Here is a 25330-nt window from a genome sequence, read left to right as displayed (position 1 = left end):
CTGTTTTGACATAGGTCGACAAGACCGCTACAGGCCGCACAGGAATTCCCGCCACAGGGCGGTCATCTTTTGGGGAGAAATCTGCATGCTTAAGGATACAAAGCTTTTGCGACAGGCGTGTCTGATCGGCGGCGCGTGGACGGCGGCCGACGACGGCGGGACCGTGGCCGTGGACAATCCGGCCACCGGCGAAATTTTGGGCCAGGTGCCGCGTTGCGGCCGGGCCGAGACGAGGCGGGCCATCGAAGCGGCCAAACTGGCCTGGCCGGCGCTGCGGGCCATGACCGCCTTGCAGCGGGCCGATATGCTCCTGCGCTGGCATGACCTGATCCTGGCCGCCCGGGACGATCTGGCCAGACTCATGACCCTGGAGCAAGGCAAGCCCTTGGCCGAATCGGCCGGGGAAATCACCTACGGCGCCAGCTTTATCCGCTGGTTTGCCGAGGAGGCGCGCCGGGCCTACGGCGACGTGATTCCGGCCAATGCGCCCGGCCGCACGATCCTGGCGACCCGCGAGCCGGTCGGGGTCTGCGGCATTGTCACGCCCTGGAACTTTCCCATGGCCATGATCGGGCGCAAAGTGGGACCGGCCCTGGCCATGGGCTGTCCGGTGGTGGTCAAGCCGGCCTCCCAGACGCCGTTTTCCGCCCTGGCCCTGGGCGAACTGGCCCTTCGGGCCGGCATTCCGGACGGGGTGGTCAATATCGTCACCGGCAACGCCCGGGCCATCGGCGCGGAACTGACCGAAAACCCGACGGTGCGAAAATTGAGTTTTACCGGCTCAACCGAGGTCGGCAAGACGCTTATGGCCCAATGCGCCGCCACGGTTAAAAAAGTCTCCATGGAACTGGGCGGCAATGCGCCGTTTCTGGTCTTTGACGACGCGGACCTCGAAGCCGCCGTGGCCGGGGCCATGGCCAGCAAGTACCGCAACTCCGGCCAGACCTGCATCTGCGCCAACCGCTTCTATGTCCAGGCCGGGATTCACGACGCCTTTGTGGCCCGGTTGGCCGAGGCGGTCGGCCAACTGGCCGTGGGCGCGGGCGTCACCCCCGGCGTTACCCAGGGACCGCTTATCGACGCCAAAGCCACGGCCCGGATGCTGGCCCAAGTGGCCGATGCCACGGCCAAGGGCGGGCACATCGTTTGCGGCGGCAAACCCCATGCCCTGGGTGGCAATTTCTTCGAGCCAACGATTATCACCCAGGCCACCAAGGATATGGCCTTTGCCCGGGAGGAAATCTTTGGCCCCCTGGCCCCGGTGTACCGCTTTACGACCGAGGCCGAGGCCGTGGCCCTGGCCAACGACACCGAATACGGGCTGGCCGCTTACATCTATACTCGCGATCTCGGGCGGGCCTTTCGGGTGTCCGGGGCCTTGGAATACGGCATGGTGGGGGTCAACGAGAGCCTTATTTCCTGCACCGAAGCGCCCTTTGGCGGAGTCAAGGAAAGTGGTGTCGGGCGGGAAGGGTCGCGCTACGGGATGGATGAATATTCGGTCCTCAAATACACCTGCCTGGGCGGGTTGGCTTGAAGGACGGCAGGAAGAGTGCCTCCGGCGGTCGGGGGGGATGATCCCCCCGGCCCCCCTCGACTGGGAGCAGTTGTTAAGGGGGTCTTGGCGGGGACGGATGGCTCTCTGGTCGGTCGTGGTTGGGCTTGTTGCGTTGGGAGAACCTCGCACGGCCCAGGGGCAATGAAAAACGCGGCGGTCCGGGAACACCGGGCCGCCGCGTTGGCGTACGCAGGGCAGGCGCGTTGGAGGCTTTAGGCCAAGGCGTCGGCTTCGGCCGCGTCGTAGCCGTCCACCAACTCTTTAAAGAGATCGGCCACCGACATGATGCGGTCCACCCGCCAGGCATTCTGGCCGGCAAAGGCAAAGCCGTGGCGCAGCCGGCCTTTTTTGGCATTGGCCAGGGCCAGGGTGATGCAGTAGGGGGCCTTGGTGTAGTCGCAGGTGTGGATGCAGCGGTAGGGACAACGGGCCGGTGTCTTTTGGCCTTCGGCGGCCAGATCCAGGAATTCGTTGTGCAGGGCGCGTCCGGGCATGCCCACCGGGCTTTTGATGATGACCACGTCTTTTTCAGCGGCGTCGATGTAGCTTTGCTTGAAGCGTTCATCGGCGTCGCATTCGTGGGTGGCCACGAACCGGGTTCCCATCTGGACGCCGGCTGCGCCGAGCTTGATAAAGCGCAGGATGTCGGCTCCGGTGTAGACGCCGCCGGCAGCGATGACCGGGATGGGGTTGCCGTTGGGCGCGACGTAGGGGGCGACCCCGGCCACGACTTCGGTGACAAGACGCTCCAGGACAAAGTTCGGGTCGTCGATCTGCTCGGCCTTAAAGCCCAGATGGCCGCCGGCCATGGGGCCTTCCACCACAAAGGCGTCCGGGGTTCGGCCAAAGCGCGACAGCCATTTTTTGCACAGGATAACGGCGGCCCGGGCCGAGGACACGATGGGCACGAGCTTGGTGCGCGCGCCTTCGGGCAGGTGTCCGGGCAGGTCCAGGGGGAGTCCGGCCCCGGAAAAGATGGCGTCGACATTTTCACGGATGGCAGTTTTGACCAGATCCGCGAAGTTGGCCATGGCCACCATGATGTTCACGCCTATGGCACCGCCTGGGGCCGCAGCCTTGGCGGCCTGGATCTCTTTGGCCAACACCCGGTTGTTGGCTTCGACGTAATGCGAGGCGAAATCGGGTTCGTTCATGCCGATGCCGGCTGCCGAGATGACGCCGAAACCGCCGGCAGCGGCCACGGCTGCAGCCAAGCCGGAAAGCGAGATCCCCACACCCATGCCGCCTTGGATGACGGCCTTGGGGATGGTGAGGTCGCCGATAGTTAAGGAAGGAAACGACAAAGGGGCTCCGAATGTTGCAGATGGGGGCGCAATTGCCTGTCCTCCCGGGGGAGGGCCTTTGGGCTTACGAGAACGTTACTCATCCGTGCCGAAAGTGTATCAATCTTTACAATTGGGCGCAAATGTCCGTGCTCCCGGGGGCGGGAGCTGCTCAGGCATGGCACGGCAGGCCCAGGAAAACGGCCCGTTAACGCGACGCGACAAGACGCCGCAGCGGGGATAACTCTGCCCAAGCCGCGGCAAGCCCTTGTGCTCTCCAGGCTCGCCGGCCGGGCCGGAAAGCCGCCGAAAGGCCCCTATACCGTCAGGGACGCCGTTCTGGCAATGCCAGGATGTGCCCTTTCGCACCTGTCATCTGACGTATTTTTCGGAAAGGAGCTGGCTGTTGTCATTATATGCAAATATTTATGCTGGTTGCGGTGTTGTTGGCGGCGTGCTGTTCGCGGCCGCAGGGAGCGGCCCGGACCCTGCGGCCGCGAACAGTTTGGTGGCGAATCGCCTGTTGGACTGGGAAAGCCGGCCCCGGCTGTCCCCCCCGAAGTGCCGGAGGACAGGCGGGGTCGGCGAAGGAGATGGGCGGATGGGGTGGCGAACGCCCCCTTCGGGAACAGGGACGTCGGCCGCCCGCGAGACGGGGCGCGGATCCCGAGTTCCACTCCTTCGAGGAGGTCAGTCCGGCGCGAGCGGGCCTCTCATTGACAAGCCGGGACCGCCACGCGGTGAGACCGTCAGTCTGGCGCGCGCCCAGGCCAACGCACCCCAAACTCCACCCAGGCCCAACCCCCAGTCCTCCAGTATGGATTGCGCTTGCTCCGTTGTTTGTGAAGAATTTATCATATCAGATCGCTTCTGCTGGCTCGGTTTTGCATCAATTCGTGAAGCAATTCCTCAAGTCCTTGGCGGAGTTGGCTGGGGTGGCGGCGCGCGAAGAATTATATTCTTCTATTATTTCAATGTTTTATTTTAGCTTGGCGCGAAATATCGGTCAGCCAAGAGGCGTTATTCGCGGCGTTGGTCTGGCGCAAGGCGGAAGGTTCTGATACGATAAGGTAAATTTTTCTCCCTTGACGTGTCCGAGGGGTAAGAGCTATAAGCAACCCGCCTCGCGTGTTACGGTTCTTTGAAAGTATAACACGGGCTGCTCGGTTGGCCTCAGTGTAAAATAGATGTAATACGCAGTTATACGAGATTTGTCTTGTAAGTTGCATTGAGTGTGTCTGTAGTGAGAGGTTTTTAGTTGTGCAGTTATTGATTTTAGCGTGGCAGTATGGTATTTTTGTCATTAGATAAGACTGTCATTGGCAATGGCACTGTTAAGATATGCTTGTTTGAATGCGTTTTTAGTATATAAAATTATTTTTTTAAACGAATTTATGTATGTATTGTGTAAATCTTGAATGTAGTATGCGTTTTGTCAACGCTATGATTTGTCTGGTTGAAAGTGAATGTGTGTGTTTGATTTTGTCGGACACTTTTTTTGGGCAAAAAATTTTGTCTGTTTTGTTTCTTGTAGGTCTCTTTGGCGGTGGTAGTCGTTTGTATGAAGAGTTTGAAGCAGTCTCTAGCCTGATGAGGAGAGTAGCGGGGCGCTTATGAATGAATTGTATCTTGGGCAATTCGCCTTCGCATTCTACACCCTGATCGTCCTCGCCGGCGGCGTCCTGGCCGTCTCCTCGGCGAGTCTGGTCAGGGCGATGCTGGGCCTGGTCGTGTCCCTGTTCGGCGTTGCCGGACTCTATCTGCTGCTCCTGGCCGAATTTGTGGCCCTCATGCAGATCCTTATCTATGTGGGCGCGGTGACCGTCCTGATCTTTTTCGCCATCATGCTCACCCGCGCCTCGGCCGACGGCGGTGAGGCCGAGGGCTTGTCCGGGGCCGGCGTGCTGCGGGCCGTGCCCATCGTCCTGATCCCGGCCGGCATTCTGGTGCCGTTTCTGGCCGTCTACGGTGTGGCCGGGCTGCCCACCCCCAAAAACGTGAGCCCGGCGGAACTCGGTGCCGGGTTGCTCGGACCCTACACCCTGGCCTTCGAGCTCATTTCCGTGGTGCTCCTGGCCGCCATGGCCGGCGCGGTCCTGCTGGCCTTTGAAAAGCGAGGCGCCAAATCATGAATCCGCTTGTCTATTATCAGGTTGTGGCCGTACTGCTGCTGGGCCTGGGGCTGTATGCCCTGGTGGCCCGGCGCACCCTCGTCGGCATGCTCATCGGCGTTGAACTGATGTTAAACGGCGCGGGCCTGTCCATTGTCGCCGCTGCCCAGCTCACCCCGGCCGACGCCGTGCTCGGCCAGCTCGGGGCGCTGCTCGTCATGGGACTGGCCGCCGCCGAGGCCACCCTGGTGCTGGCCATCGTCCTGGTGGTTTCCAAACGATTCGGGGACGCCTCGGCAGACGCCCCCAGCGAACTCAAGGGGTAGTCCATGGCCGCTGCTGTCGCCACCATTGAAAGCGCCCGGGTGCTTGCGCCCCTGGTCATCACCTTCCTGGCCCCGTTTGCCGTCTATCTGTTCCGCAAAAACCCCAACGCCCGCGAAGGCGTGTCCTTTGCCGCCGCCGCCCTGGCCTTTATCTCCGTCGCCTCCATGATCCCGGCTGTCCTGGACGGCAGCATCTGGACCTATCATCTGGTGACTTTTTTCCCGGGCGTCTCGCTTACCTTCGCCGTGGACGGCCTGTCGCTGATTTTCGCCGTCGTGGCCACGTTCCTGTGGTTTTTCGCCACCAGCTACAACATCGGCTACATGCGATCGCTTAAGGAACACGCCCAGACGCGCTACTACTTCTGCTTCGCCGTCGCCATCTTCGGCGCGGTCGGTGTGGCCTTTTCCGGCACCATCGCCACGCTCTACCTCTTTTATGAAGTCATCACCGTCTTTACCTATCCCCTGGTCGCCCATCACCAGGACAAGGAAGGCTACCACGGCGCGCGCAAGTATCTGGTCTATCTCATGGGCACCTCCAAGCTGTTCCTGCTGCCGGCCATGATCATGACCTATGTGCTGTGCGGCACCCTTGATTTCAACCTCGGCGACATTTCGCGCGGCATGTTCCCGCCCGATGCCGATCCGACCATGGTGACCATCACCTACTTTCTGTTCATCTTCGGGCTGGCCAAAGCAGCCATCATGCCCCTGCACAACTGGCTGCCCTCGGCCATGGTCGCCCCCACCCCGGTCTCGGCCCTGCTGCACGCCGTGGCCGTGGTCAAGGCCGGCGTGTTCTCGGTGTCGCGCATCATGCTCTCGTGCTTTGGCGTGGACCTGCTGGCCAACTTGAACCTTGGCCTCATCACCGCCTACATGGCCGCTTTCACCATCGTCGTAGCCTCCATCATCGCCCTGACCAAGGACGATCTCAAAGCCCGGCTGGCCTATTCCACCGTCAGCCAACTCTCCTACATTATAATAGGCGTGGCCATGCTCTCCCCCCTGGCCGTCAAGGGCGGCCTGCTCCACATCGCCCACCACGCCTTTGCCAAGATCACGCTGTTTTTCGCCGCCGGTGCTATTTATGTGGCCACCCACATCAAATACATCCCGCATCTGGACGGCCTGGGCCGCAAGCTCCCCTTTACCTTCGGAGCCTTCGCCATCGCCTCCCTGTCCATGATCGGTGTGCCGCCGGTCTCGGGGTTCGTGACCAAATGGTATCTGGCCAACGGGGCCATCAGCATCCACCAATACATTCTGCTCCTGGCCTTGCTGACTTCCACGCTCTTAAACGCCGGATATTTCGTGCCGGTCATCTACCGGGCCTTTTTCCGGCCGCCGGCCGAAGGCGTGGACCATTCTCATTTTAAGGAAGCGCCCCTGGTGATGGTTGCGCCATTGTGCCTAACCGCCATCATCTCCGTGGCCCTGGGCCTTTTCCCCAATACCTTTGCCGTCTTTGTAGACGCGTTCGGCAAGTTCTAGCGGCCTGGGACGCCGGAATATGCGGCGTCTCACTGGAAACAGGTTATGCCGGCGCGCCGGGCGCGCCGTTTATGGGACTCAAGGGAGGTCGTTATGCGGGAACCGCAACTGCTGGGGAGCTGGCTCGAAGCAGCCAGGGCCAGGGCCGATGCCTGGAAAAAAGCCCTGTTTGCCGTCCTGGGGGCACTCGTGGTGCTTAATATCTTCATCACGCCCCATCATCCGCACTTTGTTGGCGAGGGCTTGCCCGGATTCTGGGCCGTATTTTCCCTGGGGGCAGCCATTGCCATGGTCTATGTGCTCAAAAAGATCGTTTACCCCGTGTTAGCGCGTCCGGAGGATGACAATGGCCGGCCTTGACCAGATCGCGGGCATCCATTTCCTGCACCCCTCCATCGGTTTTCTGGCCCTGGCCCTGGTCATGGCCTTTCTCTCCAACGAACGCTACATGACCTGGCGCTGGCTGCTCCTGGCCCCGCCGGTCCTGGCCATCTTCTCGGTCATGTCCCTCACCTTTGGGCCGGACGGACCGCGTGAACTGGCTTCGCTGCATTATCTCGGCCAGACACTAAACCTTGGCCGGGTGGACGCCTTGGCCCTGGTCTTTGCCAACGTCTTTGCCATCCAATCGCTCATTGGCTTTATCTACGCCCTGCACGTGCCCGATCGGGGCCAGCACATGGCCGCCTGCCTCTACATTGCCGGCGGGTTTGGCTGCGTGTTTGCCGGCGACTACATTACGCTGTTTATCTTTTGGGAACTCATGAGCATCGGCTCGGTGTTTCTCATCTGGCTGCGCCGCACCCAGGCTGCCACGGCCGCCGGGTTCCGCTACTTCCTGTTCCACATCTTCGGCGGGCTCTTCCTCCTGGCCGGCCTGCTCCTGCGCCACGCCGATCTGGGCACCTTTGCCTTTACCGCCGTGTCGCCTGACGCCGCCCGTTACTACGACTACATCATCCTCATCGGCTTTTTGGTCAACGCCGCCTGCGTGCCGCTGCATGCCTGGCTGCCCGACGCCTATCCTGAAGCAACAGTCACCGGCGCGGTCTTTATGAGCGCCTTTACCACCAAGACCGCTGTCTACGTCCTGGCCCGGGGCTACGCCGGGTTCGAGGTGCTGGCCATCGGCGGACTGGTCATGTGCCTCTACGGCGTTTTCTACGCGACCATCGAGAACAACGCCCGGCGCATCCTGTCCTACCACATCGTCTCCCAGGTGGGGTACATGGTCTGCGGCATCGGCATCGGCACGGCCATGACCCTGGATGGGGCCTGCGCCCACGCCTATGCCCACATCCTCTATAAGGGCCTGCTCTTCATGGGTGCTGGCTGCCTGCTCTATTCCGCCGGCACGGCCAAGCTGACCGAGCTTGGCGGACTGGCGTCCCGGCTGCCCTTGGTCATGATCTGCTACATGGTCGGGGCGGTCTCCATCTCCGGCATGCCGCTCTTTAACGGCTTCGTCTCCAAGACCATGACCATCACCGGCGCGGCCGAGGCCCATCGCACCTGGCTGGCCCTGGGCATGGAACTGGCCGCTGTGGGCACGTTCCTTTCCGTTGGCATAAAGCTGCCGTACTTTGCCTTCTGGTCCAAGCCGACCAGCACGGTGGCCTTAAAGCCCATCCCCTGGAACATGTACGCCGGCATGATCATCTCTTCGCTGCTGTGCCTGGGCATCGGCATCTTCCCGCAGACCCTGTACGGGCTCCTGCCGTTCCCCACCGACTACACGCCCTACACCGCCTGGCATGTCCTGCAGGCCTGTCTGATCCTGGGCTTTACCGGCCTTGGCTTCTACGTCATGCGCGCCATCATCCCGCCGCACGCCAGCCGCAACCTCGACTTCGACATCCTCTACCGGCTCATTGGCCGGGGTTTTGTGAAGCTCGTCAGCGTGCCGGCGGCGGCCATCGACAACATCTGGACCGACGTCTACGAGAAGGTGGGCTTAAAGGGCCTGCTCGCATCGGGAATTGTCACGAGTATCTTTGACGTCAAGGTCATCGACGGCGTCTTGGACGGTTCGGCCAAGGGCGTGCGCGAGGTCGGCGGGGCAACTGTGGCCCGCAGCCAGACCGGGCGGTTGCAGGACTATCTTGCCGCTGCCGTGTCCATAGGTTTGGCCATCTTCGCGGCCGTGTGGTTTCTCGGTTAACGCCGCTAGGGAAGGGAGCGATACATGATGACGCAAAACGGATTCCCGGTGGTGACGGCGTTGATCGTCCTGCCGCTGATTGCCGCCGTGGCGCTGCTTTTTATGCGCCGCGAGTGGACGGTACGCACGTTCACGCTGGGGGTGGGCATCCTTGAATGTCTGCTTTGCCTGCCGCTGTTGGGCTACGCGCCAGATGGCCCGGCCTTCCAGTTCGTGGAACAGGCCCAGTGGCTGCCGGCACTCGGCATGACCTACCATATGGGCGTGGACGGCTTAAGCCTTTACATGATCCTTTTAACGGCGCTCATGCTGCCCCTGTGCGTGCTCGGGTCGTGGACCTACATCGCCAAGCGGGTGACCGAGTTCCATTTCTGCTTGCTGCTGATGACTTCGGCCTGCATCGGGGTCTTTGCGGCCCTCGACTTTGTCCTCTTTTACGTCTTCTGGGAGGCCATGCTGGTCCCCATGTACCTGCTGATCGCTGTCTGGGGCGGACCCCGGCGGCGCTACGCCTCCATCAAGTTCTTCCTCTACACCCTTGCCGGCTCCACCTTGCTGCTGGCGGCCATTGTCGCCTTCAGGCAGGTGGGCGGTACATTTTCCATCCCCGAGCTGATGGAAAAGTCTTATGCCTTCAAGTTCCAGGTCTGGGCCTTTGGGGCCATGGCCCTGGCTTTTGCCATCAAGGTGCCGATGTTCCCGTTTCACACCTGGCTGCCGGCCGCCCACGTCGAGGCCCCGGCCGCTGGCAGTGTGCTGCTGGCCGCCATCCTCTTAAAGATGGGCACCTACGGCTTCCTGCGCTTTTGCCTGCCGCTGACCCCGGCTGCCACCGAGACCTTTGCGCCGCTGATGATTGCCCTGTCCATTGCCGGCATCATCTACGGCGGCTGCATTGCTCTCGGGCAGACCGACATCAAAAAGCTCATCGCCTACTCGTCGGTGGGGCATATGGGCTTTGTGACGCTGGGCATATTCCTGTTAAGCACCAAGGGCGTGTCCGGTGCGATCCTGCAGATGCTTAACCACGGCATCACCACCGGCGGCCTGTTTATGATGATTGGCCTGCTCTACGAGCGCAGCCACAGTCGCGAGATCAGCGACAACCAGGGGCTGGGCAAGTTCATGCCAATCTTTATGTTCCTGTTTGGCCTGTTCTCCTTTTCCTCCCTGGCCTTCCCCGGCACCAACAGCTTTGTTGGCGAGGTGCTGGTTTTGATCGGCGCCTTCCAGGGCAATCCCTGGATCGGCTTTGCCGCTGTGCCCGGGGCCATGCTGGCCGCGGCCTACATGCTGCGGCTGCTCCAGCGGGTGACCTGGGGCGAACCGGCCTCGTATAAGCCCTCTTGGAAGGATCTCGGCCTGCGCGAGTGGGTGACCCTGGCTCCCCTGGCCGCCCTGGTCTTTTATATCGGTCTGGCTCCGGCCTTGGCCATCACCACCATCGAGCCGTCCATTGAACGCACCCTTGCCGCCATGCGCGCCAAAAACACTGCCATGGGTCTGACCAAGGACATGCCCCTGGCCGAGCGCTGGCTGCTCACCGGCCCGCTGGCCGTGGCCGGCGTCTCGGATTCCATCCGCAAGGAGCATCCATGAGCATCATCGAGCTTTTGCCGGAACTGTGGCTGCTGGGCGTCATCTGCGCGCTCTTTGTCGCCAGCTTAAGCGACCGCAAACAGTCGGTCATGACTTGGTTGCCCCTGGCGGCCGGCCTGGGGGTGGTGGCTGCAGCCGCGGCCCTGGGGGCCCGGGGGGAGTTTCTCTACGCCACCTATAAAGTTGACGCCCTGTCCCAGTTTTTCAAGCTGCTGATTGCCTTCGGCTTTGCCGTGGTGACCGGCATCGCTTCCGGGAACAAGGACGGCAAGGATCTGACCCCGGACTACTTCATGCTCCTGGGTCTGTCGGCCTGGGGACTCATGCTGCTGGCCTCGTGCGTGGAACTCATTACCCTCTATCTGGCCCTGGAACTGTCCTCCTACAGCCTGTACGCGCTGATTCCCCTGCGCGGCCAGGACAGAAGGGCGGCTGAGGCCGGCATCAAGTACATCCTGTTTGGCGCGGCCGTGACCGCCCTGGCCCTTTTCGGCCTGTCCTACATCATCGCCGCCAAGCACACGACCTACATCGCCGCCCTGGCCACGACCTCCTGGAGCTTTGCCGACGCGCCCCTGGCCGTTGTGGGCTTAACGCTCTTTCTGGCCGGCTTTTTCTACAAACTGGCCCTGTTCCCCTTCCACTTCTGGTGTCCTGACGTCTACCAGGGAGCCAAAAACGAGACTGCCGCCTATGTGGCCACCATTCCCAAGCTCGGCGCGGTGGTGGTGCTGGTGCGGCTGGCCGCCTTTGTCACGCCGCACATGGAAGTGACCACCATCCTGGCCATCCTGGGGGCCGTGTCCATGACCGCCGGCAATTTGGCCGCCCTGGTCCAGCGTGATCTCAAGCGCCTGCTTGGGTTCTCCTCGGTGGCCCACGCCGGCTATGTCATGCTCGGTCTTGCCGCCGGGTCGGCCGCCGGCCTCTCGGCTGCGGCCTTTTACAGCCTGGCCTACATCCTTATGAACCTGGCCGCGTTCTATGTCGTGTGCGCCATCGCCAAAAACGACGAGAACCCGAGCCTGGACGATCTTGACGGCCTCTACCGCCGGGCACCGGCCCTGGCCATGATCCTGGCCGTGGCCGCCTTTTCCCTGGTCGGCCTGCCGCCCACCGCCGGTTTTGCCGGCAAGCTGTTTTTGCTCTCGGCTGCCTGGGACCAGGGCTACCACTGGCTGGTCATTGTGGCTGTGCTCAATACAGCCATCTCCATCTATTACTACCTGAGCATGGTCCGCCATGCCTACACCGGCGAGTCCGAGGCCCCGGCCTTGGTTGCGCCGCGCGGGTATCTGGTCTTTGGCGGGGTGCTGGCGGCCCTGGTGCTGCTCCTCGGCATCCTGCCGGCACCGTTGTACGATCTGGCGGCCCAGGCGGCTGTCGCGTTGCATCCCTAGCCGGACGCGCGCGGCATCTGACGCGGTTTATCGAACTGGGAAAGGAGGAAAAGACGCATGGTCTTTACCTGGTTACAAGCGGCGATACTGCTCTTCTTCCTGGGCGGCGTCCTTTTTGCGGCAGGCCCCCTTATCGGCTCGCTGCTCCTGGCCCCCAAGGCCAAGGGCGGGGCGCTTGGTGAGACATATGAGTGCGGCGTGCCCACCCACGGACGCTCCTGGGTCAAATTCGGCATCAACTACTATTTCTATGCCCTGATCTTTTTGGCCTTTGAGGTGGACATCCTCTATCTCTTCCCGGTGGCGGCGGCCTATGCCACGCCCCAGGGGTTGGCTGGAACGATAAAGTTGCTGGTGTTTCTCGCGGTGCTTGGCGCCGCCATCGTCTACTTCATGCGCAAGGGAGTGTTCACATGGCCCCGCAAGATCCATATTGCACCCCGGCCGTAACCACGGTCGAACCGGCCCTGATTGCCACGCCGGCAGTCCAGAAGCTGGTGGATGTGTGCCGGGCCATGTCTATCTGGCCCATGACCTTTGGTCTGGCCTGCTGCGCCATCGAAATGATGGCCGTCGGCATGGCTCGTTTTGACATCGCCCGGTACGGCGCGGAAGTCTTTCGGCCTTCGCCGCGCCAGTCCGATCTGATGATCGTGGCCGGCACGGTCAACAAGAAGATGGCCCCGGCCGTGGTGCGGCTCTACGAGCAGATGCCGGCCCCGCGCTACGTCATGGCCCTTGGCAACTGCGCCATCTCCGGCGGACCGTTTAACATCGAAGGCCAGTACAACGTCATCCAGGGCGTCGATACGCTCATTCCGGTTGACGTCTACGTGCCTGGCTGTCCGCCCCGGCCCGAGGCCCTGCTCGAAGGCCTTTTTGCCATCCAGGAAAAGATCACCGGCCGTCGCTGGTGGCAGGTTCCCCAGGGAGGTCAGCAATGATCCCGGCTTTCGTCGCCAAAATGGGGCCGGTCTGCTCCGCGCCCATGGACCACGCCACCACCGGCATGACCCTGTCCATCACCGTGGAGGCCCAGAATATCGTGGACGCCATCACGGTGTTGGACGCCGAAGGGTACATGCTCGAAGACGTCATGGCCTCGGACCTGCAAGAGGGCTTCGAGATCACCTATCACTTCAGCCTGCTCGACGGGATCAACCGTCTCGTGGTGCGGGCCTTGGTCCCCCACGAGGCCCCGCGCCTGCCCAGCATCAGCGCCGTCTATCCCGGCGCGGACTGGCACGAGCGGGAATGCTATGATTTCTACGGTATCGATTTCGCCGGGCATCCCAATCTGTACAATCTGCTTCTGCCAGAGAATTTCGGCAGCCATCCCCTGGTCAAACCGGAGAAGGCCCGCAAATCCCTGGCCGACCTCATGCCCCTTGGCTACCTCGTGGACTGCGGCCTGGCCGAACCCGAAGCGGAAAAGCCCAAGCCCGCCAAGGTGGTCAAGGCCGCCACAACCGAAGACGCCTAAGGCCCGGAGGAAGCATGCAAGCCTTTGATCCCAAAACGTTGGCGCAAGACCCTACGTCGGTGCGCTTCGAGCCGGGTCCGACCGAAGACAAGCTCATCCTGAGCATGGGACCGCAGCACCCCTCCACCCACGGCGTGCTGCGCATTCTGCTCGAACTCGACGGCGAGTACATCGTGCGGGCCGAGCCGGTGCTCGGCTACGTCCACCGCATGCACGAGTGGATGGGCCAGGAAAAGACCTACTTCCAGTTTATGCCCAACATGGGTCGGGTGGATTATCTGCACGCCATGGCCTGGAACTGGGCCTATGCCGGGTCGGTGGAACGTCTTGCCGGTATCGAGGTGCCCGAGCGCGCCGAGTACATCCGGGTGGCGGTGACGGAACTCAACCGCATAAGCTCCCATCTGCTCTGGTGGGGAGCCTATCTCCTGGACCTTGGGGCCTTTACCCCCATCATGTACGCCTTTGACGACCGGGAATTCCTGCTTGATATCCTGCAAGCCGTCACCGGCTCGCGGCTGACCTATTCCTACTTCACCTTCGGCGGCGTCTACAACGACGTGCCCGAAGACTTCCCCAAACGCTGTCTGGATTTCGTCAAGCTGCTGCGCTCGCGGTTGCCCATGTACCGCGATCTGGTGACGGACAACGTGATCCTGCGCGGCCGTTGCGAAGGCATCGGCGAGATGGATGTGGAACTGGCCCGGCGCTACGGAGCCACCGGTCCGGTCCTGCGCGGTTCGGGCGCGGCGGTGGATACCCGCCGGGCTGAACCGTACAGCGTCTACCCGCGCTTTGACTTCCCCATCCCGTCCTATCCCCAGGGCGACGCCATGGCCCGGTACATGGTGCGCATGGACGAGCTGGAAACGAGTTGCTCCATTATCGAGCAGGCCGTGTCCACCATGCCGGGCGGGCCTATTGCCGCCAAGGCCCCCAAGACGCTCAAGCCCCCCAAGGGTGAGGCCTGCTACGCTGTTGAAGGCGCGCGCGGCAAAATCCTCGTCCACGTGCGCTCCGACGGCGGACCCAAGCCCTATCGGGTCAAGCTGCGCGCCCCGGGCTTTTCCAACCTGAGCGTGTTTGCCGAGCTGGCCCGAGGAACGCTTCTGGCCGATGCCGTGTCCATCCTGGGCAGCCTGGACCTTGTTATCCCGGAGATCGACCGATGACCCCCGATCTTATGAGCTTCGACCATCCCCTGACGCGGCTCGTCGTTGGGCTTTTGTGCGTGTTCGCCTTCGTGGGCTTAAACGGTCTGGTGCTGGTATGGGTCGAGCGAAAGGTGGCCGGCCATGTCCAGCTGCGCCCGGGGCCGCTGCATGTCGGCCCTTACGGCCTGCTCCAGCCCATCGTCGATGCCGTCAAACTCATAGGCAAACAGCTGGCCATGCCGGCCGGGGCGGACAAGTATCTCTACTGGGCCGCGCCGCTTCTGGCCTTTGCCCCGGTAACGGTCTGCTTTTTGCCGCTGCCCTTTGACCCGGCCCTGGCTCCCATGCGGCTCAATACCGGCCTGGTGCTCATCCTGGCCTTTTCGGGCCTGGGCGTCCTGTCGCTGATCCTGGCCGGCTGGGGTTCCAACAACAAATGGGGCTTACTCGGCGCGGCCCGGTCCGTGGCCCAGTCCGTGGCCTACGAAGTGCCCTTGCTGCTTTCGGTCATGGCCGTGGCGTTGACTGCCGGGTCGCTGGATCTCTATGAGATCACGACCCAGCAGGGTGCCTGGCCCTGGCAGTGGTATGGTGTCAAAAACCCGCTGGCCTTTTTCATCTTCCTGGTCTGCGCCGTGGCCGAGACCAACCGCGCCCCCTTTGACCTGCCCGAGGCCGAATCGGAACTGACGGCCGGTTTCCACACGGAATATTCCGGCATGGGCTTTGGCCTTTTCTTCCTGGCCGAATACGCCAGCATGATCGTTGTTTCCGGTGTTGCCGCAGCCCTTTTCCTGGGCGGCTGGCAGGGACCGTTTCTGCCGGGCATCCTGTGGTTTCTGGTCAAGGTCTACGCCATTTTGCTGCTCATGATCTGGATGCGCTGGACCTACCCCCGCGTGCGCTTTGACCAACTGTTAAACCTTAGCTGGAAGTGGCTCACCCCCCTGGCCCTGATCGATTTGGTGCTGGTGGTGATCGTGGCCGGATTCGGAGGCTGACATGTCCGTCTCGCAACTCTTTGAAGAGGCTTATACGGGCCTTAAAAGCCTGGTGGTCGGCCTTGGCATCACGGGAAAAGCCTTTTGCCAGCCCCAGGTCACGGTCATCTATCCCAAGCAGGAAGTGGATAACCTGTCCTCCTTTCGGGGCCATGTGGAGCTGATCGGCAAAGACGACGACCCGAGCGTGCCGCGCTGCGTGGCCTGCGGGGCTTGTGTTAAGGCCTGTCCCTCCAATTGCCTGACCATCCAGTGTCCGGTGCCGGTCAAGGAAGGAGATGAGGGCAAGCCCGTGGTCATGGGGCCGGCTCCCCAGAAGGGCAGCAAGACCCCGGCCGTGGTCATCGTTGATTTCTCCCTGTGCAGCCTGTGCGGCCAATGCGCCAGGGCCTGTCCGGTGGATTCCCTGCAGTTTTCCGACAACCCGTACATGGTGCGCCTTGATCGCAAGGAGTTTCAGATTGATCTGCTGGCCCGGTTGCGCCGCATGGCTGCAGAGTAAAACGAACGCTGCCTGACTTCGACAGCGGGAAGCACCCTGCCGCGACGCGCTGTCGAAGTTTCCGCCCGGAACCCTCCCGGGCTTTTCAAGATCCCCTGGCCGCAAGGCTTGGGGATCTTGTTTGTGGTGCGCCCGGCAGGAACGGTATCGAAAGGAGCCTGCAGCAACAGGGCGTTGCCAAGGGGCGGGCTGCGCGCTACCGTGCGCATCGCTTTCGCTGTCGTAAAACCCGCAACCACGGATTTTCGCCATGGAATTTGCTTCGGCCGTGTACGCCGATTTGTGCCGCATCCGCCAGCAAGCCCCGCTGGTTGTCAACATCACCAACAACGTGGTCACCAACGTAACGGCCAATGCCTTGTTGGCGCTTGGCGCATCGCCGGCCATGACCCATCATCCGGTCGATGCCGCCGAACTGGCCGGGCTGGCCCGGGCCGTGGTGCTCAACATGGGTACGCCGGGCGAGGAGAATACAGCCAGCCTGCTGGCCGCCGCTGCTGCCGCCGGGGGGGCTGGTGTGCCCATCGCCTTTGATCCGGTGGCGGTGGGGGCCACCTCCCGGCGTCGCGAGGTAGCCAAGCGCCTCCTTGAAACCGTGGGGCTGGCCGCCATCCGGGGCAATGCCTCGGAAATCCTCTATTTGGCCGGCAGTAACGCTGCCTCCCGTGGCGTGGACAGCCTGCACGCCAGCCGTGAGGCGGCCAAGGCGGCCATGTCCCTGGCCCAGGGGCTGGGCTGCGTGGTCTGCGTCAGCGGCGAAATCGATGTCGTAACGGACGGGCGCGAGGTCATTGAACTGGCCGGCGGCCATGCCATGATGACCCGGGTGACCGGCCTTGGCTGCACGGCCACGGCCTTGGTCGGGGCGTTTTTGGCGGTCAACCCGGACCGGTTGACGGCCACGGTCCACGCCATGGCCGTTATGGCAGCAGCCGGTGCCCTGGCTGCTGCCGGTGCGGCCGGGCCGGGCAGTCTGGCCGTGCGGTTTCTCGATCTGCTCTATACGCTGACCGAGGCTGATATCGCGGCCGGGTCGAGGCGGTTGTCGTGACGCGGTCGCCTTTGGACCTGGGGCTGTATCTGGTCACGGACCGGGCGGCGCTTTTGGGGCGCGATTTGTTTTATGTGGTAGGGCAGGCCGTGGCCGGCGGGGCGCGGCTGGTGCAGTTGCGGGAAAAGCGCGCCTGCACGCGCGAATTTGTGGAACTGGCCCGAGGCCTTGTGGCACTGGTGCGACCGCTTGGAGCTCAGCTTGTCATCAATGACCGGGTGGACGTGGCCCTGGCGGCCGATGCCGACGGTGTGCATGTGGGCCAGGACGACATGCATCCGGCTGATGTCCGGGCGCTTTTGGGGCCGCACAAGCTTATCGGGCTGTCCGTTACCGGCGAGGAAGAGGCCCGGGCAGCCCGGGGGCTGCCGGTGGATTATCTGGGTGCCGGGCCGGTGTTCGCCACCACCACCAAGGCCGATGCCGGGGAACCGCAGGGGCTGGCCGGATTGGCCCGCATGGCGGCCCTGGCCGAAGTCCCGGTGGTGGGCATCGGGGCCATAACGGCGGCCAATGCCGCAGCAGTCCTGGCCGCAGGGGCGTCGGGGCTGGCTGTGGTGTCGGCGATTTGTGCGGCGCCCGATCCGCTGGCTGCGGCCAGGGAATTGCGGGCCATCGTGGACGCGGCCCGGGCCGGTCGGTAACGCGAAACGGCAAAGCAGCGCATTGCACCGCTTTGCCGTCTGGAAATCCACGGCGGTTGCCGGCCCGTTTGCCAGCTAACGCCCAGAACCCTTAAAACCTTTCCCCTTCGGGGGGGGGCATCCACTCCGCAACCGACCGGAGTACCAACCAGCCCCAACAACCTTAATAAACTTCTCCCAGTGAGGGGTCCGGGGGGATCATCCCCCCGGTGGGGACCGGGGCAAAGCCCCGGCCGCCGGAGGCATTATTATCGTATTGGCGTCAGCGCGCGGCGTTGCCTTGGGCCGAATCGCCGACCACGAGGTAGCTGCCCGGGTGCGAGACCGGGGCGCGGTCCGGGCGCAGCAGCCACAAATCGCGCGTTTTGTCGTTGCCGGCGATTTGTTCGTAGTGCCGGTCCAGGATGGAGCGGCGGTCGAGGAAGGCGTTGGCTGCCGCCGAGACCCGCACGCAGCCCTTGGAATCCGGGCCGCCCAGGCGCGGTTCGCCTTGGTCGGGGTCGGTGGCGTGCATTAACAGGCGCATCTGGCTGTCGTAGACGCCCTGGCGGAACTGGCGCGGGGCCTGCTGGTAGCCGAAATCCCATACCCGGCTGCCGCGTGCGCCAAGTCCCCGCCAGCCTTTGCTGTTCTTGGAGCCTTGGGCGCGATAGCCCCAGTTTTCGGGCAGATTTTCAAAGACGCCCAGGGGAGTGATAAACGAGTCTTCGCCCGGGCGGAGTTTGCCCGAGGAGATCAAGTCCGCTCCGAGCAGGACGACGCGCGGCCCGGAGGCATCGTAAAAGGCCAGGATGAGCAGTTGCGCCCCGGGGTTGCGGTCGGCGTAGACGAAGTATTGGCTGGTCGTCAGGTCGGCTCCGGCGGCCTGGAGCTTGGCCAGGGCGTCGGCGCGTACGGTGTCGCGGTAGTCCTTGCCGTGGAGGGCAAGCAGTCCAAGATGTCGCTGTCCGGCCTTCGGCCCCAGGCGGGCCAGGGTCTTGGCCGTAACTGTGGCGGCGAATTCCTGGCTGATCTGGGTCAGTTCCTGGCGCTGGGCAGGGTCGGCGACCTGGGCGGCTTCGAGGACACCGAAATTGGCGGCCGGGGCCGACTCGGGCGTGGCTACGGTTTCGGACTTGGCTTTGCCGGCCCGGGCTGTGTCCGGGCAAAGGGGCAGCGCCGCCAAACCGATGAAGAGCAGACAGACCATGGCCCGGGCCGGACAAAAAAGCGGGCTCCCCGTCCGGGGGGAACCCGCTTGGCTGGTCACATGGCGACACGCACCCAAGGCGGTGCTAGAAGACCCGACGGCCTCCGGCATAATGCGTTCTCCAGTAATCTTCTTCAAGGTGCGAGATGGTCACGTTCTTGCCATAGGTTGCGCTGTGGATGAACTTGCCGTCTTCCAGATAGATGCCGACGTGATTGATGCCCCGTTTGGAGCGGAAAAAGACCAGATCGCCTTTGCGCAGATTGTTCTTGCTGGCCACCATGGTGCCCATTTGGTACTGCTCACGCGAGGAGCGCGGCAGATGCATGCCATAGCGGTTAAAGACCCAGGTGGTAAAGCCGGAGCAGTCGAACCCGGAGTTGGGATCGCAGCCGCCCGAGCGGTAGGGCGTGCCGATTTGACTGGAGGCGGTGCGTAGCATGCGTTCGTAAACGCCGCCGTCCTTGCGCCGCACGGAACTCAGTTGAAAAAGATTGTCGCTAATGAGTTTGTCGCTGGCGAATTTTTCAGTCGCAGATGCTGTCTGTTTGGGGGCCGCAGAATGGCCACCCTGGTCGAAAAGATTCCCGGAAATGAGATTGTTCTCAGCAGAGGCAATGAGCCGGGCTTCGGGATCATTGGCGGTAATAAAACTGTTGCGGGCATTAAAGCCCTGATATTCTTCGAACTGGTAGGAGTATGTTTTGGGTTTCGAGGAGCACCCGGCCAAGAGCAGGGCCAGGGTTGCCATGACGACGTACGGTTTGAGCTTGCTGAGGGCGTTGGCGTGCGCGCGCGCGTCGGTCAAAACTTTTCCTCCTTGCTGGAGTTGCCGGCCGGGGCCGCTTCCACGTATCTTTCCAATCCTTTCGGAGTCGTGGGGCCTGCTCAACGCTGCGACCAGGGGCGAAGAGCGTCGTTCAAATCGCCGGATACATTTTCAAAAGGTAGATTGCTGTTTAAAAGCTTCAAAAAGACCCGTCAAGGCTATTTTGAGAATTTAATAAATTGAAATCTGCCTGATCGCGCAGGCAACGCTTGTCCAGGGGCGCAAAATGGGGGACAATTGCTGGAAATGGCAATCAATTTTTCAGTGCAGACACCGGCTGGGAAACTGTCCCTGACGGCGGCTCCGGGCGAAACCCTGGGCCGGGCGCTTTTTCGGGCCGGATTTTTTGTCGGCGTGCCGTTGTGCGCCGGGCTGGGCCGGTGCGGCCGCTGCCGGGTGCGCTTTGTCGGTGACGCACCACCACCCCTGACCGCTGAGAGACGCCGCTTCTCAGTCCCTGAGCTGGCCAGCGGCTGGCGGCTGGCCTGCCTGCAGCCGGTGCGGGAAGGGCAGTGTCTGGAGGTGGCCGAGCCCGGTCGGCCCACGGCCGCTGGCAGGCTGGCCATGCCCCTGGCCGGGGCCGGCCCGCTGGGGCTGGCTGTTGATCTGGGCACCACAGGCCTGGCCTGGCGGCTGGTGTCCCTGGCCGATGGCCGCACGCTGGCGCAAGGGCGCGGCGTCAATCCCCAGCTCGGGGCCGGGGGCGAAGTGGTCTCCCGTCTGGCCTTTGCCCTGGAACCCGGGGGCGGGGCCTATCTGCGCCGGCTGGTCATTGACGCGCTTATCGGTCTGGCCGCCCAGGCCGGCCCGCAGTTGGCGGACCTGTGTGTGGCCGGCAATTCAGCCATGGTTTCGATATTGTGCGACAAACCGCTTGGCGGTCTGGCCCGCGCACCCTATGCCCTGGAATGGCCGGCCGGGGAGTCTGTCGTACTGGACGAGCGCTTGCCGCCGGCCTATATCCCGCCGCTGTTCGGGCCGTTTGTGGGCGCCGACATCGCCGCCGGGCTGGCCGCGCTGGTGCGGCAGGCCCCGGCCTATCCCTTTTTACTGGCGGATCTGGGCACCAACGCCGAGATGGTCCTGGCTTTGGATGCGGGCCGCTATCTGGCCGCCAGCGCGCCGCTTGGGCCGGCCCTGGAAGGTGTGGGGCTTTCCCAGGGAGCCATGGCCGGGCCGGGGGTGGCGGTGGCTTTTGACCTGACGCCGGCCGGGCTCGTGCCGGTTTTGTTCGGCGATGCACCGACTGCCGAGTCCCCGCGCGGCATCGCCGGACCGGGCTATCTGTCCCTGACGGCCCGGCTGCGGGAGCAGGGAATCCTTGACGCTGACGGCCGATTCGCTACAACCCCGGCCGCGACCCCGCTCGGGCGACGGCTGGCCGCCCAGGTCGGGTCCCAGGATGGGGAGGCGTATTTCGAGACGGCCGGCTGTCGCTTGCCCGCGTCGGATGTCGAGGAATTGCTCAAGGTCAAAGCGGCCTGCAACCTGGCTGTTTCGACGTTATTGGCTGCCGCCGGGTTGACCACGGCGCACCTGGCCTCGGTGTATCTGGCCGGCGCGTTTGGAGCGGCTGTTTTCCCAAATGATTTGGAAACATTGGGTTTCATACCACCCGGTTTGGCCGGTCGAACCCACGTCGCTGGCAATCTTTCCCTGGAAGGGGCGGCGCTTTTTTTGACTGACCCGGCCAGCCGCGAACAAGTTGCCGCCCTGGCCGCCCGTACGACCATTGTTCCCCTTGTCGATGCCGGCGGTGCCGGCAACGCTTTCATCCAAAGGATGGTTTTTTCCTATGTCCCCTGATGCCGACGCCCCTTTGCACCGACCCGGTGCGCCAACGAAGCCGGTCTTTTTGCGCCGCCTGTTTACGCCCCTGCCTCCCGATCTCACGGCCCGGCTGGCCGCCTACCCGGACCTGCTGCGCCGGGCCATGCCGCTGCGTTCCGGCATGGAACGCCAGTTGCCGCGTCTGGTGCGCGAGCTGTCCCAGTCGCTGACCTCCGAGCGCGAAGGCGGCCCGCGTCCCGGTTACTTAAGCGATCCGCGCGCCTTGTCCGCCTACGCCTGGTATTATCTGCCCTGGAATCTCATCCGCTTATCGCGCCTTTTGCCGGGGCTTGACCTCAACCTTCCGGACAATGCCCTGGTCTGCGACCTGGGCAGCGGCCCGCTCACCTTTGTCCAGGCCCTGTGGCTGTCGCGACCGGATCTGCGGCGCAAGAAATTGCGGATTTCCTGCATCGACCGCTCCCGGCGGGCGCTGGATCTGGGCTTAAAGCTTTTTGCCGAACTGGCCGGTTTCGATCCCACGGCCGAGGACGCGCCCTGGCGCATCCGGGTGGCCCGGGGTGAATACTGGCAGGGGCTGACGGATGGCGCGGATCTTGTCGCCATGATCAACGTGGCCAATGAATTGGCCGGCTCCAGTCGCGATCCGCTGGATTCCCGCATGGAGCGCGTGGCCGCCCAGCTCGTCGAATCCCTGGCCCCGGGCGGCCGGGCGCTGGTGGTGGAGCCTGGGACGCGCCTGGGCTGGCGGTGTCTGCTGGGCATGCGTGAGGCCTTTATTGATTTGGACATCCATCTGTCCGGACCCTGCCCCCATCGCGAGGAATGCGTCCTGGCCGGGGGGCGGACCCGGGCCTGGTGCCATTTCAACATGTCGCCCAAGGGCGCGCCCAAGTGGTTGACCACGTTTTCCGACCGGGCCAACCTGGGCAAGGAGCGCCTGAGCTTGGCCTATCTGCTGGCCCGCAAGGTCCAGCCGACCCTGGAAAAGCAGGCGGTGCGGGTGGTTTCCGGGGCCTTTGCCCTGACCGATGTGCCCGGCAGCGCGGTCTACGGCTGCTCCCAGAGCGGTCTGGTGGTGCTGGTGGCCCCGGATCGCTGCCCGCCGGCTCCGGGCGATCTGCTGGCGGTGGAAGTGCCGCCCGACGCTCCCTGCGACGGGAAAAGCGGCGCACCCCGGGTGACGCTGCCCGGCGATCCGGCGGCCCGGCCAAGCGAACGTCCCCAACCGGAGCGTAACGAGCGGGGCAGGGGAACCGCTCCAAAAACACCGCCTACCCGGGATGCGGGGCGGAGCAGAGCGCCCAAACCCGGCGGGAGCGGAGCCGGCCCGGCCGGGCCTCTCCGGGCGGGCCGGCCCGGTCGCAAAGCTGGCTCCCCCCAGAGCCGGGAGAAAGCGGGCGGTCCGGCCCGGACATCCAAAAAGCCGGCGGTACGGCCGGTTCGCCGGGGAAAATAGCGTCCGGCCGGCAGCGGTCCGGCCCCGGACCGGCCCGGCAGGCGCGATGGCCCGGTTGCCGACTGTGGCCATAGGCCGGTTGGCGACGATAAAGTTGATTGGTCCTCTCCAGCCGGCCGTGGCATCCTGGTGCCGCCGGCTGGACGGGACTGCGAGGGTTGTTGTCCAAGCCCTTGAAATGGGATAGGGAGTGCGGCATCCGTGCCGCGAGAATTTATGCATGTCTTGAAGCAAAAGGAGGTCCCGCGTGGAGGTGTCGCAAACCGGCATCCCGGGGCTCGTCGTCGTTACGCCCAAGGTTTTCGGCGATCCTCGGGGTTTTTTTCTGGAAACGTACAGTCGGGCGGCCTTTGCCGAAGCTGGGCTGGATTTCGATTTTGTTCAGGACAATCATGCCCGTTCCGGTCCCCGGGGCGTGCTGCGGGGACTGCATTTTCAACAGCCGCCAGCCACCCAGGCCAAGCTTGTCTGGGTGACGCGCGGAGCCGTTTTTGATGTAGCCGTGGATTTGCGGCTGGGCTCGCCGACGTATAAGAAATGGTTCGGCATCGAGTTGTCCGAGACGAATTTCAAGCGCCTCATGGTGCCCCGAGGCTTTGCCCACGGCTATGTCACGCTGACCGAAGGCGCGGAATTCATGTACAAGGTCGATGCGCCCTATGCCCCGTCCCTGGATGCCGGCATCGCCTGGAACGATCCGGACATCGGCGTGTCCTGGCCGGTAACCGAGCCCGTCCTTTCGGAAAAGGACGCTGTCCAGCCGCGACTGGCGGACGTCGGTTCACCCTTTGCCTACGTCCCCTGACACCGAAGGAGACAGCATGACCAGCACCGAATCCGGCGCGGCGCAAAGCAATCGCTTCGCTCTGATCCTGGCCGGTGGTTCCGGCACCCGGCTTTGGCCTTTGTCGCGAACCCTGCTGCCCAAACAGTTGCTGGCCCTGGGCGGCCAGGAAACACTGCTCCAGACCACGGCGCACCGGGTGGCCCAGGCCTTTTCGCCGACCAAGACCGTGGTGGTGACCAACGAAGAGCACGTCTTTGAAGTGCGCGCCCAGTTGGGCGGCATTTTGCCTGACGTCGCTGCCGCCGTGCTGGCCGAACCCTTGGGCAAAAACACCTTGCCGGCCATCCTGCTCGGGCTGGACCGCATCGTGGCCGCTGATCCCCAGGCCGTGGTCGGCGTTTTTCCGGCAGACCACCGCATCGACAATCTGGTCGCCTGGGGGGAGGGCATGGACCAGGCGGCGGCGCTGGCGGCCGAGGGCTGGTTTGTCACCTTCGGCGTCCCGCCCCAGGCCCCGGAAACAGGCTATGGCTACATCCATCGCGGCGAGTCCCTGGGAACCGGGAGCTACGCCGTGCTTGGCTTTACGGAAAAACCAGATCGGGAAACGGCTGAGAAACTGCTGGCCAGCGGCCGCTATTACTGGAACAGCGGCATGTTCGTCTTTCGGGCCGACGTGTTTCTCGCTGCCGTGGCCGAACATGCCCCGGTTCTTTACGACTGGTGGCAGACCCGGGGACAACGGCCTCTGGCCGAGGGGTATGCCGGGATTCCGGATGTGTCCGTGGATTACGGCGTGGTGGAAAAGCTTGACCGCATCGCCATGGTGGAGGCCGGTTTCGACTGGGATGACCTGGGCAACTGGGAAGCCTTGTACCGTTTGGGCAAGCGCGACGCAAACGGCTGCGTGGTCCAGGGCGACGTCCTGGCCCTGGACTGCTCGAATTCGCTCTTTTTTTCCCAAGGAAGCACCCTGGCCGTGGCCGGGATCAAAGATCTCATCGTCATCCAGACCCGCGATGCCACGCTTGTCTGTCCCGTGTCCGAGGCCCAGCGGGTCAAGGATGTGGTGGCAGCGCTCAAGGATCAGGGCAGCAAGCTGGTTGAGGCCCATATGACGGTGCGTCGGCCGTGGGGAAGTTACACCGTTCTTGAAGACGGGCCGGGTTTTAAGATCAAGCGGATCGAAGTATCGCCCGGGGCGCGTTTGTCGTTGCAGATGCACCACCATCGGGCCGAACATTGGGTGGTGGTTACTGGCACGGCGCTGGTGCAGGTGGGGGACAAAGAAATTCTTCTGACCGACAACCAGTCCGTGGACATCCCGAAAACCAGTCTGCACCGGTTGTCCAACCCGGGCAAAGTACCAGTTGAAATCATAGAAATCCAGTCGGGACCGTATCTTGAGGAAGACGACATCGTGCGTTTCGACGATGTCTACGGCCGTGGTGCCAGGGTGTCAGGCGAGAGTCAGCGGGATGTCGGGGATTCGTGAATTTTTTCAT

General features: G+C 63.3%; 23 protein-coding genes. 20 read left to right on the top strand and 3 right to left on the bottom strand.

Annotation, left to right across the window (positions count from 1 at the left end; translation table 11 throughout):
• The first annotated feature begins 85 nt into the window (after positions 1-85).
• The gene (locus GTA51_RS02095; protein WP_160958270.1) at positions 86-1537 is read left to right on the top strand and encodes an NAD-dependent succinate-semialdehyde dehydrogenase; all 1452 of its coding nucleotides are present in this window, start codon (positions 86-88) and stop codon (positions 1535-1537) included.
• Between the two features lie 233 nt (positions 1538-1770).
• Here the strand turns inward: GTA51_RS02095 and GTA51_RS02090 are convergent, their stop codons facing one another.
• On the bottom strand, positions 1771-2862 hold the full coding sequence (locus tag GTA51_RS02090; RefSeq protein WP_160958268.1) for an NAD(P)H-dependent flavin oxidoreductase: 1092 nt from the start codon (positions 2860-2862) through the stop codon (positions 1771-1773).
• Between the two features lie 1592 nt (positions 2863-4454).
• On the opposite strand from GTA51_RS02090, the gene GTA51_RS02085 reads away from it, so the two are divergent.
• The 15 genes from GTA51_RS02085 (at position 4455) to thiE (ending at position 17770) form a co-directional block, all read left to right on the top strand.
• Positions 4455-4973 carry an NADH-quinone oxidoreductase subunit J gene (locus tag GTA51_RS02085; RefSeq protein WP_160958267.1) on the top strand — a complete coding sequence of 173 codons (519 nt, stop codon included), beginning with the start codon at positions 4455-4457 and terminating at the stop codon, positions 4971-4973.
• Positions 4970-5278: an NADH-quinone oxidoreductase subunit NuoK gene (gene nuoK, locus GTA51_RS02080; protein WP_160958265.1), complete on the top strand. Its 309-nt coding sequence runs from the start codon at positions 4970-4972 to the stop codon at positions 5276-5278. Before GTA51_RS02085 ends, nuoK begins: the two co-directional genes overlap by 4 nt.
• Before the next feature lie 3 nt (positions 5279-5281).
• Positions 5282-6775, top strand: a complete 1494-nt coding sequence (locus GTA51_RS02075; RefSeq protein WP_160958264.1) for a monovalent cation/H+ antiporter subunit D family protein — start codon at positions 5282-5284, stop codon at positions 6773-6775.
• Positions 6776-6868: 93 nt separating this feature from the next.
• Complete coding sequence (locus tag GTA51_RS02070) at positions 6869-7135, top strand: hypothetical protein (protein ID WP_043634360.1); 267 nt, start codon at positions 6869-6871, stop codon at positions 7133-7135.
• Positions 7122-8936: a Na(+)/H(+) antiporter subunit D gene (locus GTA51_RS02065; protein WP_160958262.1), complete on the top strand. Its 1815-nt coding sequence runs from the start codon at positions 7122-7124 to the stop codon at positions 8934-8936. Before GTA51_RS02070 ends, GTA51_RS02065 begins: the two co-directional genes overlap by 14 nt.
• A gap of 24 nt (positions 8937-8960) precedes the next feature.
• Positions 8961-10535 (top strand): complex I subunit 4 family protein, encoded by a 1575-nt coding sequence (locus GTA51_RS02060; protein ID WP_160958261.1) that lies wholly within the window; start codon positions 8961-8963, stop codon positions 10533-10535.
• Positions 10532-11935 (top strand): NADH-quinone oxidoreductase subunit N, encoded by a 1404-nt coding sequence (locus tag GTA51_RS02055; protein ID WP_160958259.1) that lies wholly within the window; start codon positions 10532-10534, stop codon positions 11933-11935. The genes GTA51_RS02060 and GTA51_RS02055 overlap by 4 nt, the downstream gene beginning before the upstream one ends.
• Positions 11936-11992: 57 nt before the next feature.
• Complete coding sequence (locus GTA51_RS02050) at positions 11993-12385, top strand: NADH-quinone oxidoreductase subunit A (RefSeq protein ID WP_160958257.1); 393 nt, start codon at positions 11993-11995, stop codon at positions 12383-12385.
• On the top strand, positions 12349-12879 hold the full coding sequence (locus tag GTA51_RS02045) for an NADH-quinone oxidoreductase subunit B (protein ID WP_160958256.1): 531 nt from the start codon (positions 12349-12351) through the stop codon (positions 12877-12879). The genes GTA51_RS02050 and GTA51_RS02045 overlap by 37 nt, the downstream gene beginning before the upstream one ends.
• Positions 12876-13418 carry an NADH-quinone oxidoreductase subunit C gene (locus GTA51_RS02040; RefSeq protein WP_160958254.1) on the top strand — a complete coding sequence of 181 codons (543 nt, stop codon included), beginning with the start codon at positions 12876-12878 and terminating at the stop codon, positions 13416-13418. Before GTA51_RS02045 ends, GTA51_RS02040 begins: the two co-directional genes overlap by 4 nt.
• Before the next feature lie 14 nt (positions 13419-13432).
• Complete coding sequence (locus GTA51_RS02035; protein ID WP_160958253.1) at positions 13433-14590, top strand: NADH-quinone oxidoreductase subunit D; 1158 nt, start codon at positions 13433-13435, stop codon at positions 14588-14590.
• Positions 14587-15573, top strand: coding sequence for an NADH-quinone oxidoreductase subunit NuoH (nuoH, locus tag GTA51_RS02030; protein WP_160958251.1), 987 nt, complete (start codon positions 14587-14589; stop codon positions 15571-15573). The genes GTA51_RS02035 and nuoH overlap by 4 nt, the downstream gene beginning before the upstream one ends.
• A 1-nt stretch (position 15574) precedes the next feature.
• Positions 15575-16075, top strand: a complete 501-nt coding sequence (locus GTA51_RS02025; RefSeq protein WP_160958249.1) for a 4Fe-4S binding protein — start codon at positions 15575-15577, stop codon at positions 16073-16075.
• A 250-nt stretch (positions 16076-16325) separates the two neighbouring features.
• Entirely contained in the window at positions 16326-17126 is an 801-nt protein-coding gene (gene thiM, locus GTA51_RS02020; protein ID WP_160958248.1) for a hydroxyethylthiazole kinase, read from the top strand.
• Positions 17123-17770, top strand: a complete 648-nt coding sequence (gene thiE / locus GTA51_RS02015) for a thiamine phosphate synthase (RefSeq protein WP_160958246.1) — start codon at positions 17123-17125, stop codon at positions 17768-17770. The genes thiM and thiE overlap by 4 nt, the downstream gene beginning before the upstream one ends.
• 262 nt (positions 17771-18032) lie before the next feature.
• On the opposite strand, the gene GTA51_RS02010 is transcribed toward thiE, so the two are convergent.
• Together GTA51_RS02010 and GTA51_RS02005 are read right to left on the bottom strand one after the other, a co-directional pair.
• Positions 18033-19070, bottom strand: coding sequence for a L,D-transpeptidase (locus GTA51_RS02010; protein ID WP_160958245.1), 1038 nt, complete (start codon positions 19068-19070; stop codon positions 18033-18035).
• Positions 19045-19767 carry a C40 family peptidase gene (locus GTA51_RS02005; protein WP_160958243.1) on the bottom strand — a complete coding sequence of 241 codons (723 nt, stop codon included), beginning with the start codon at positions 19765-19767 and terminating at the stop codon, positions 19045-19047. The genes GTA51_RS02010 and GTA51_RS02005 overlap by 26 nt, the downstream gene beginning before the upstream one ends.
• Before the next feature lie 267 nt (positions 19768-20034).
• Here GTA51_RS02005 and GTA51_RS02000 point away from each other — a divergent pair, with 267 nt between their 5' ends.
• From GTA51_RS02000 to GTA51_RS01985, 4 genes are all read left to right on the top strand, one after another.
• Complete coding sequence (locus GTA51_RS02000; RefSeq protein WP_160958242.1) at positions 20035-21594, top strand: ASKHA domain-containing protein; 1560 nt, start codon at positions 20035-20037, stop codon at positions 21592-21594.
• Complete coding sequence (locus GTA51_RS01995; RefSeq protein ID WP_160958240.1) at positions 21584-23038, top strand: small ribosomal subunit Rsm22 family protein; 1455 nt, start codon at positions 21584-21586, stop codon at positions 23036-23038. Before GTA51_RS02000 ends, GTA51_RS01995 begins: the two co-directional genes overlap by 11 nt.
• A 247-nt stretch (positions 23039-23285) precedes the next feature.
• Entirely contained in the window at positions 23286-23843 is a 558-nt protein-coding gene (gene rfbC, locus GTA51_RS01990) for a dTDP-4-dehydrorhamnose 3,5-epimerase (protein WP_160958239.1), read from the top strand.
• A gap of 16 nt (positions 23844-23859) precedes the next feature.
• On the top strand, positions 23860-25320 hold the full coding sequence (locus tag GTA51_RS01985; RefSeq protein ID WP_160958237.1) for a mannose-1-phosphate guanylyltransferase/mannose-6-phosphate isomerase: 1461 nt from the start codon (positions 23860-23862) through the stop codon (positions 25318-25320).
• Positions 25321-25330 lie beyond the last annotated feature (10 nt).

Source organism: Solidesulfovibrio aerotolerans (assembly GCF_009856865.1).
Classification (GTDB): domain Bacteria; phylum Desulfobacterota; class Desulfovibrionia; order Desulfovibrionales; family Desulfovibrionaceae; genus Solidesulfovibrio; species Solidesulfovibrio aerotolerans.
Note: the sequence above shows the minus strand (reverse complement) of the source record. Positions and strands in the feature narration are given on the sequence as shown.

Coding starts and splice junctions, on each gene's coding strand:
- GTA51_RS02095 (WP_160958270.1), top strand. CDS start 86: ATGCTTAAGGATACAAAGCTTTTGCGACAGGCGTGTCTGATCGGCGGC.
- GTA51_RS02085 (WP_160958267.1), top strand. CDS start 4,455: ATGAATGAATTGTATCTTGGGCAATTCGCCTTCGCATTCTACACCCTG.
- nuoK (WP_160958265.1), top strand. CDS start 4,970: ATGAATCCGCTTGTCTATTATCAGGTTGTGGCCGTACTGCTGCTGGGC.
- GTA51_RS02075 (WP_160958264.1), top strand. CDS start 5,282: ATGGCCGCTGCTGTCGCCACCATTGAAAGCGCCCGGGTGCTTGCGCCC.
- GTA51_RS02070 (WP_043634360.1), top strand. CDS start 6,869: ATGCGGGAACCGCAACTGCTGGGGAGCTGGCTCGAAGCAGCCAGGGCC.
- GTA51_RS02065 (WP_160958262.1), top strand. CDS start 7,122: ATGGCCGGCCTTGACCAGATCGCGGGCATCCATTTCCTGCACCCCTCC.
- GTA51_RS02060 (WP_160958261.1), top strand. CDS start 8,961: ATGATGACGCAAAACGGATTCCCGGTGGTGACGGCGTTGATCGTCCTG.
- GTA51_RS02055 (WP_160958259.1), top strand. CDS start 10,532: ATGAGCATCATCGAGCTTTTGCCGGAACTGTGGCTGCTGGGCGTCATC.
- GTA51_RS02050 (WP_160958257.1), top strand. CDS start 11,993: ATGGTCTTTACCTGGTTACAAGCGGCGATACTGCTCTTCTTCCTGGGC.
- GTA51_RS02045 (WP_160958256.1), top strand. CDS start 12,349: ATGGCCCCGCAAGATCCATATTGCACCCCGGCCGTAACCACGGTCGAA.
- GTA51_RS02040 (WP_160958254.1), top strand. CDS start 12,876: ATGATCCCGGCTTTCGTCGCCAAAATGGGGCCGGTCTGCTCCGCGCCC.
- GTA51_RS02035 (WP_160958253.1), top strand. CDS start 13,433: ATGCAAGCCTTTGATCCCAAAACGTTGGCGCAAGACCCTACGTCGGTG.
- nuoH (WP_160958251.1), top strand. CDS start 14,587: ATGACCCCCGATCTTATGAGCTTCGACCATCCCCTGACGCGGCTCGTC.
- GTA51_RS02025 (WP_160958249.1), top strand. CDS start 15,575: ATGTCCGTCTCGCAACTCTTTGAAGAGGCTTATACGGGCCTTAAAAGC.
- thiM (WP_160958248.1), top strand. CDS start 16,326: ATGGAATTTGCTTCGGCCGTGTACGCCGATTTGTGCCGCATCCGCCAG.
- GTA51_RS02010 (WP_160958245.1), bottom strand. CDS start 19,070: ATGCCGGAGGCCGTCGGGTCTTCTAGCACCGCCTTGGGTGCGTGTCGC.
- GTA51_RS02000 (WP_160958242.1), top strand. CDS start 20,035: ATGGCAATCAATTTTTCAGTGCAGACACCGGCTGGGAAACTGTCCCTG.
- GTA51_RS01995 (WP_160958240.1), top strand. CDS start 21,584: ATGTCCCCTGATGCCGACGCCCCTTTGCACCGACCCGGTGCGCCAACG.
- GTA51_RS01985 (WP_160958237.1), top strand. CDS start 23,860: ATGACCAGCACCGAATCCGGCGCGGCGCAAAGCAATCGCTTCGCTCTG.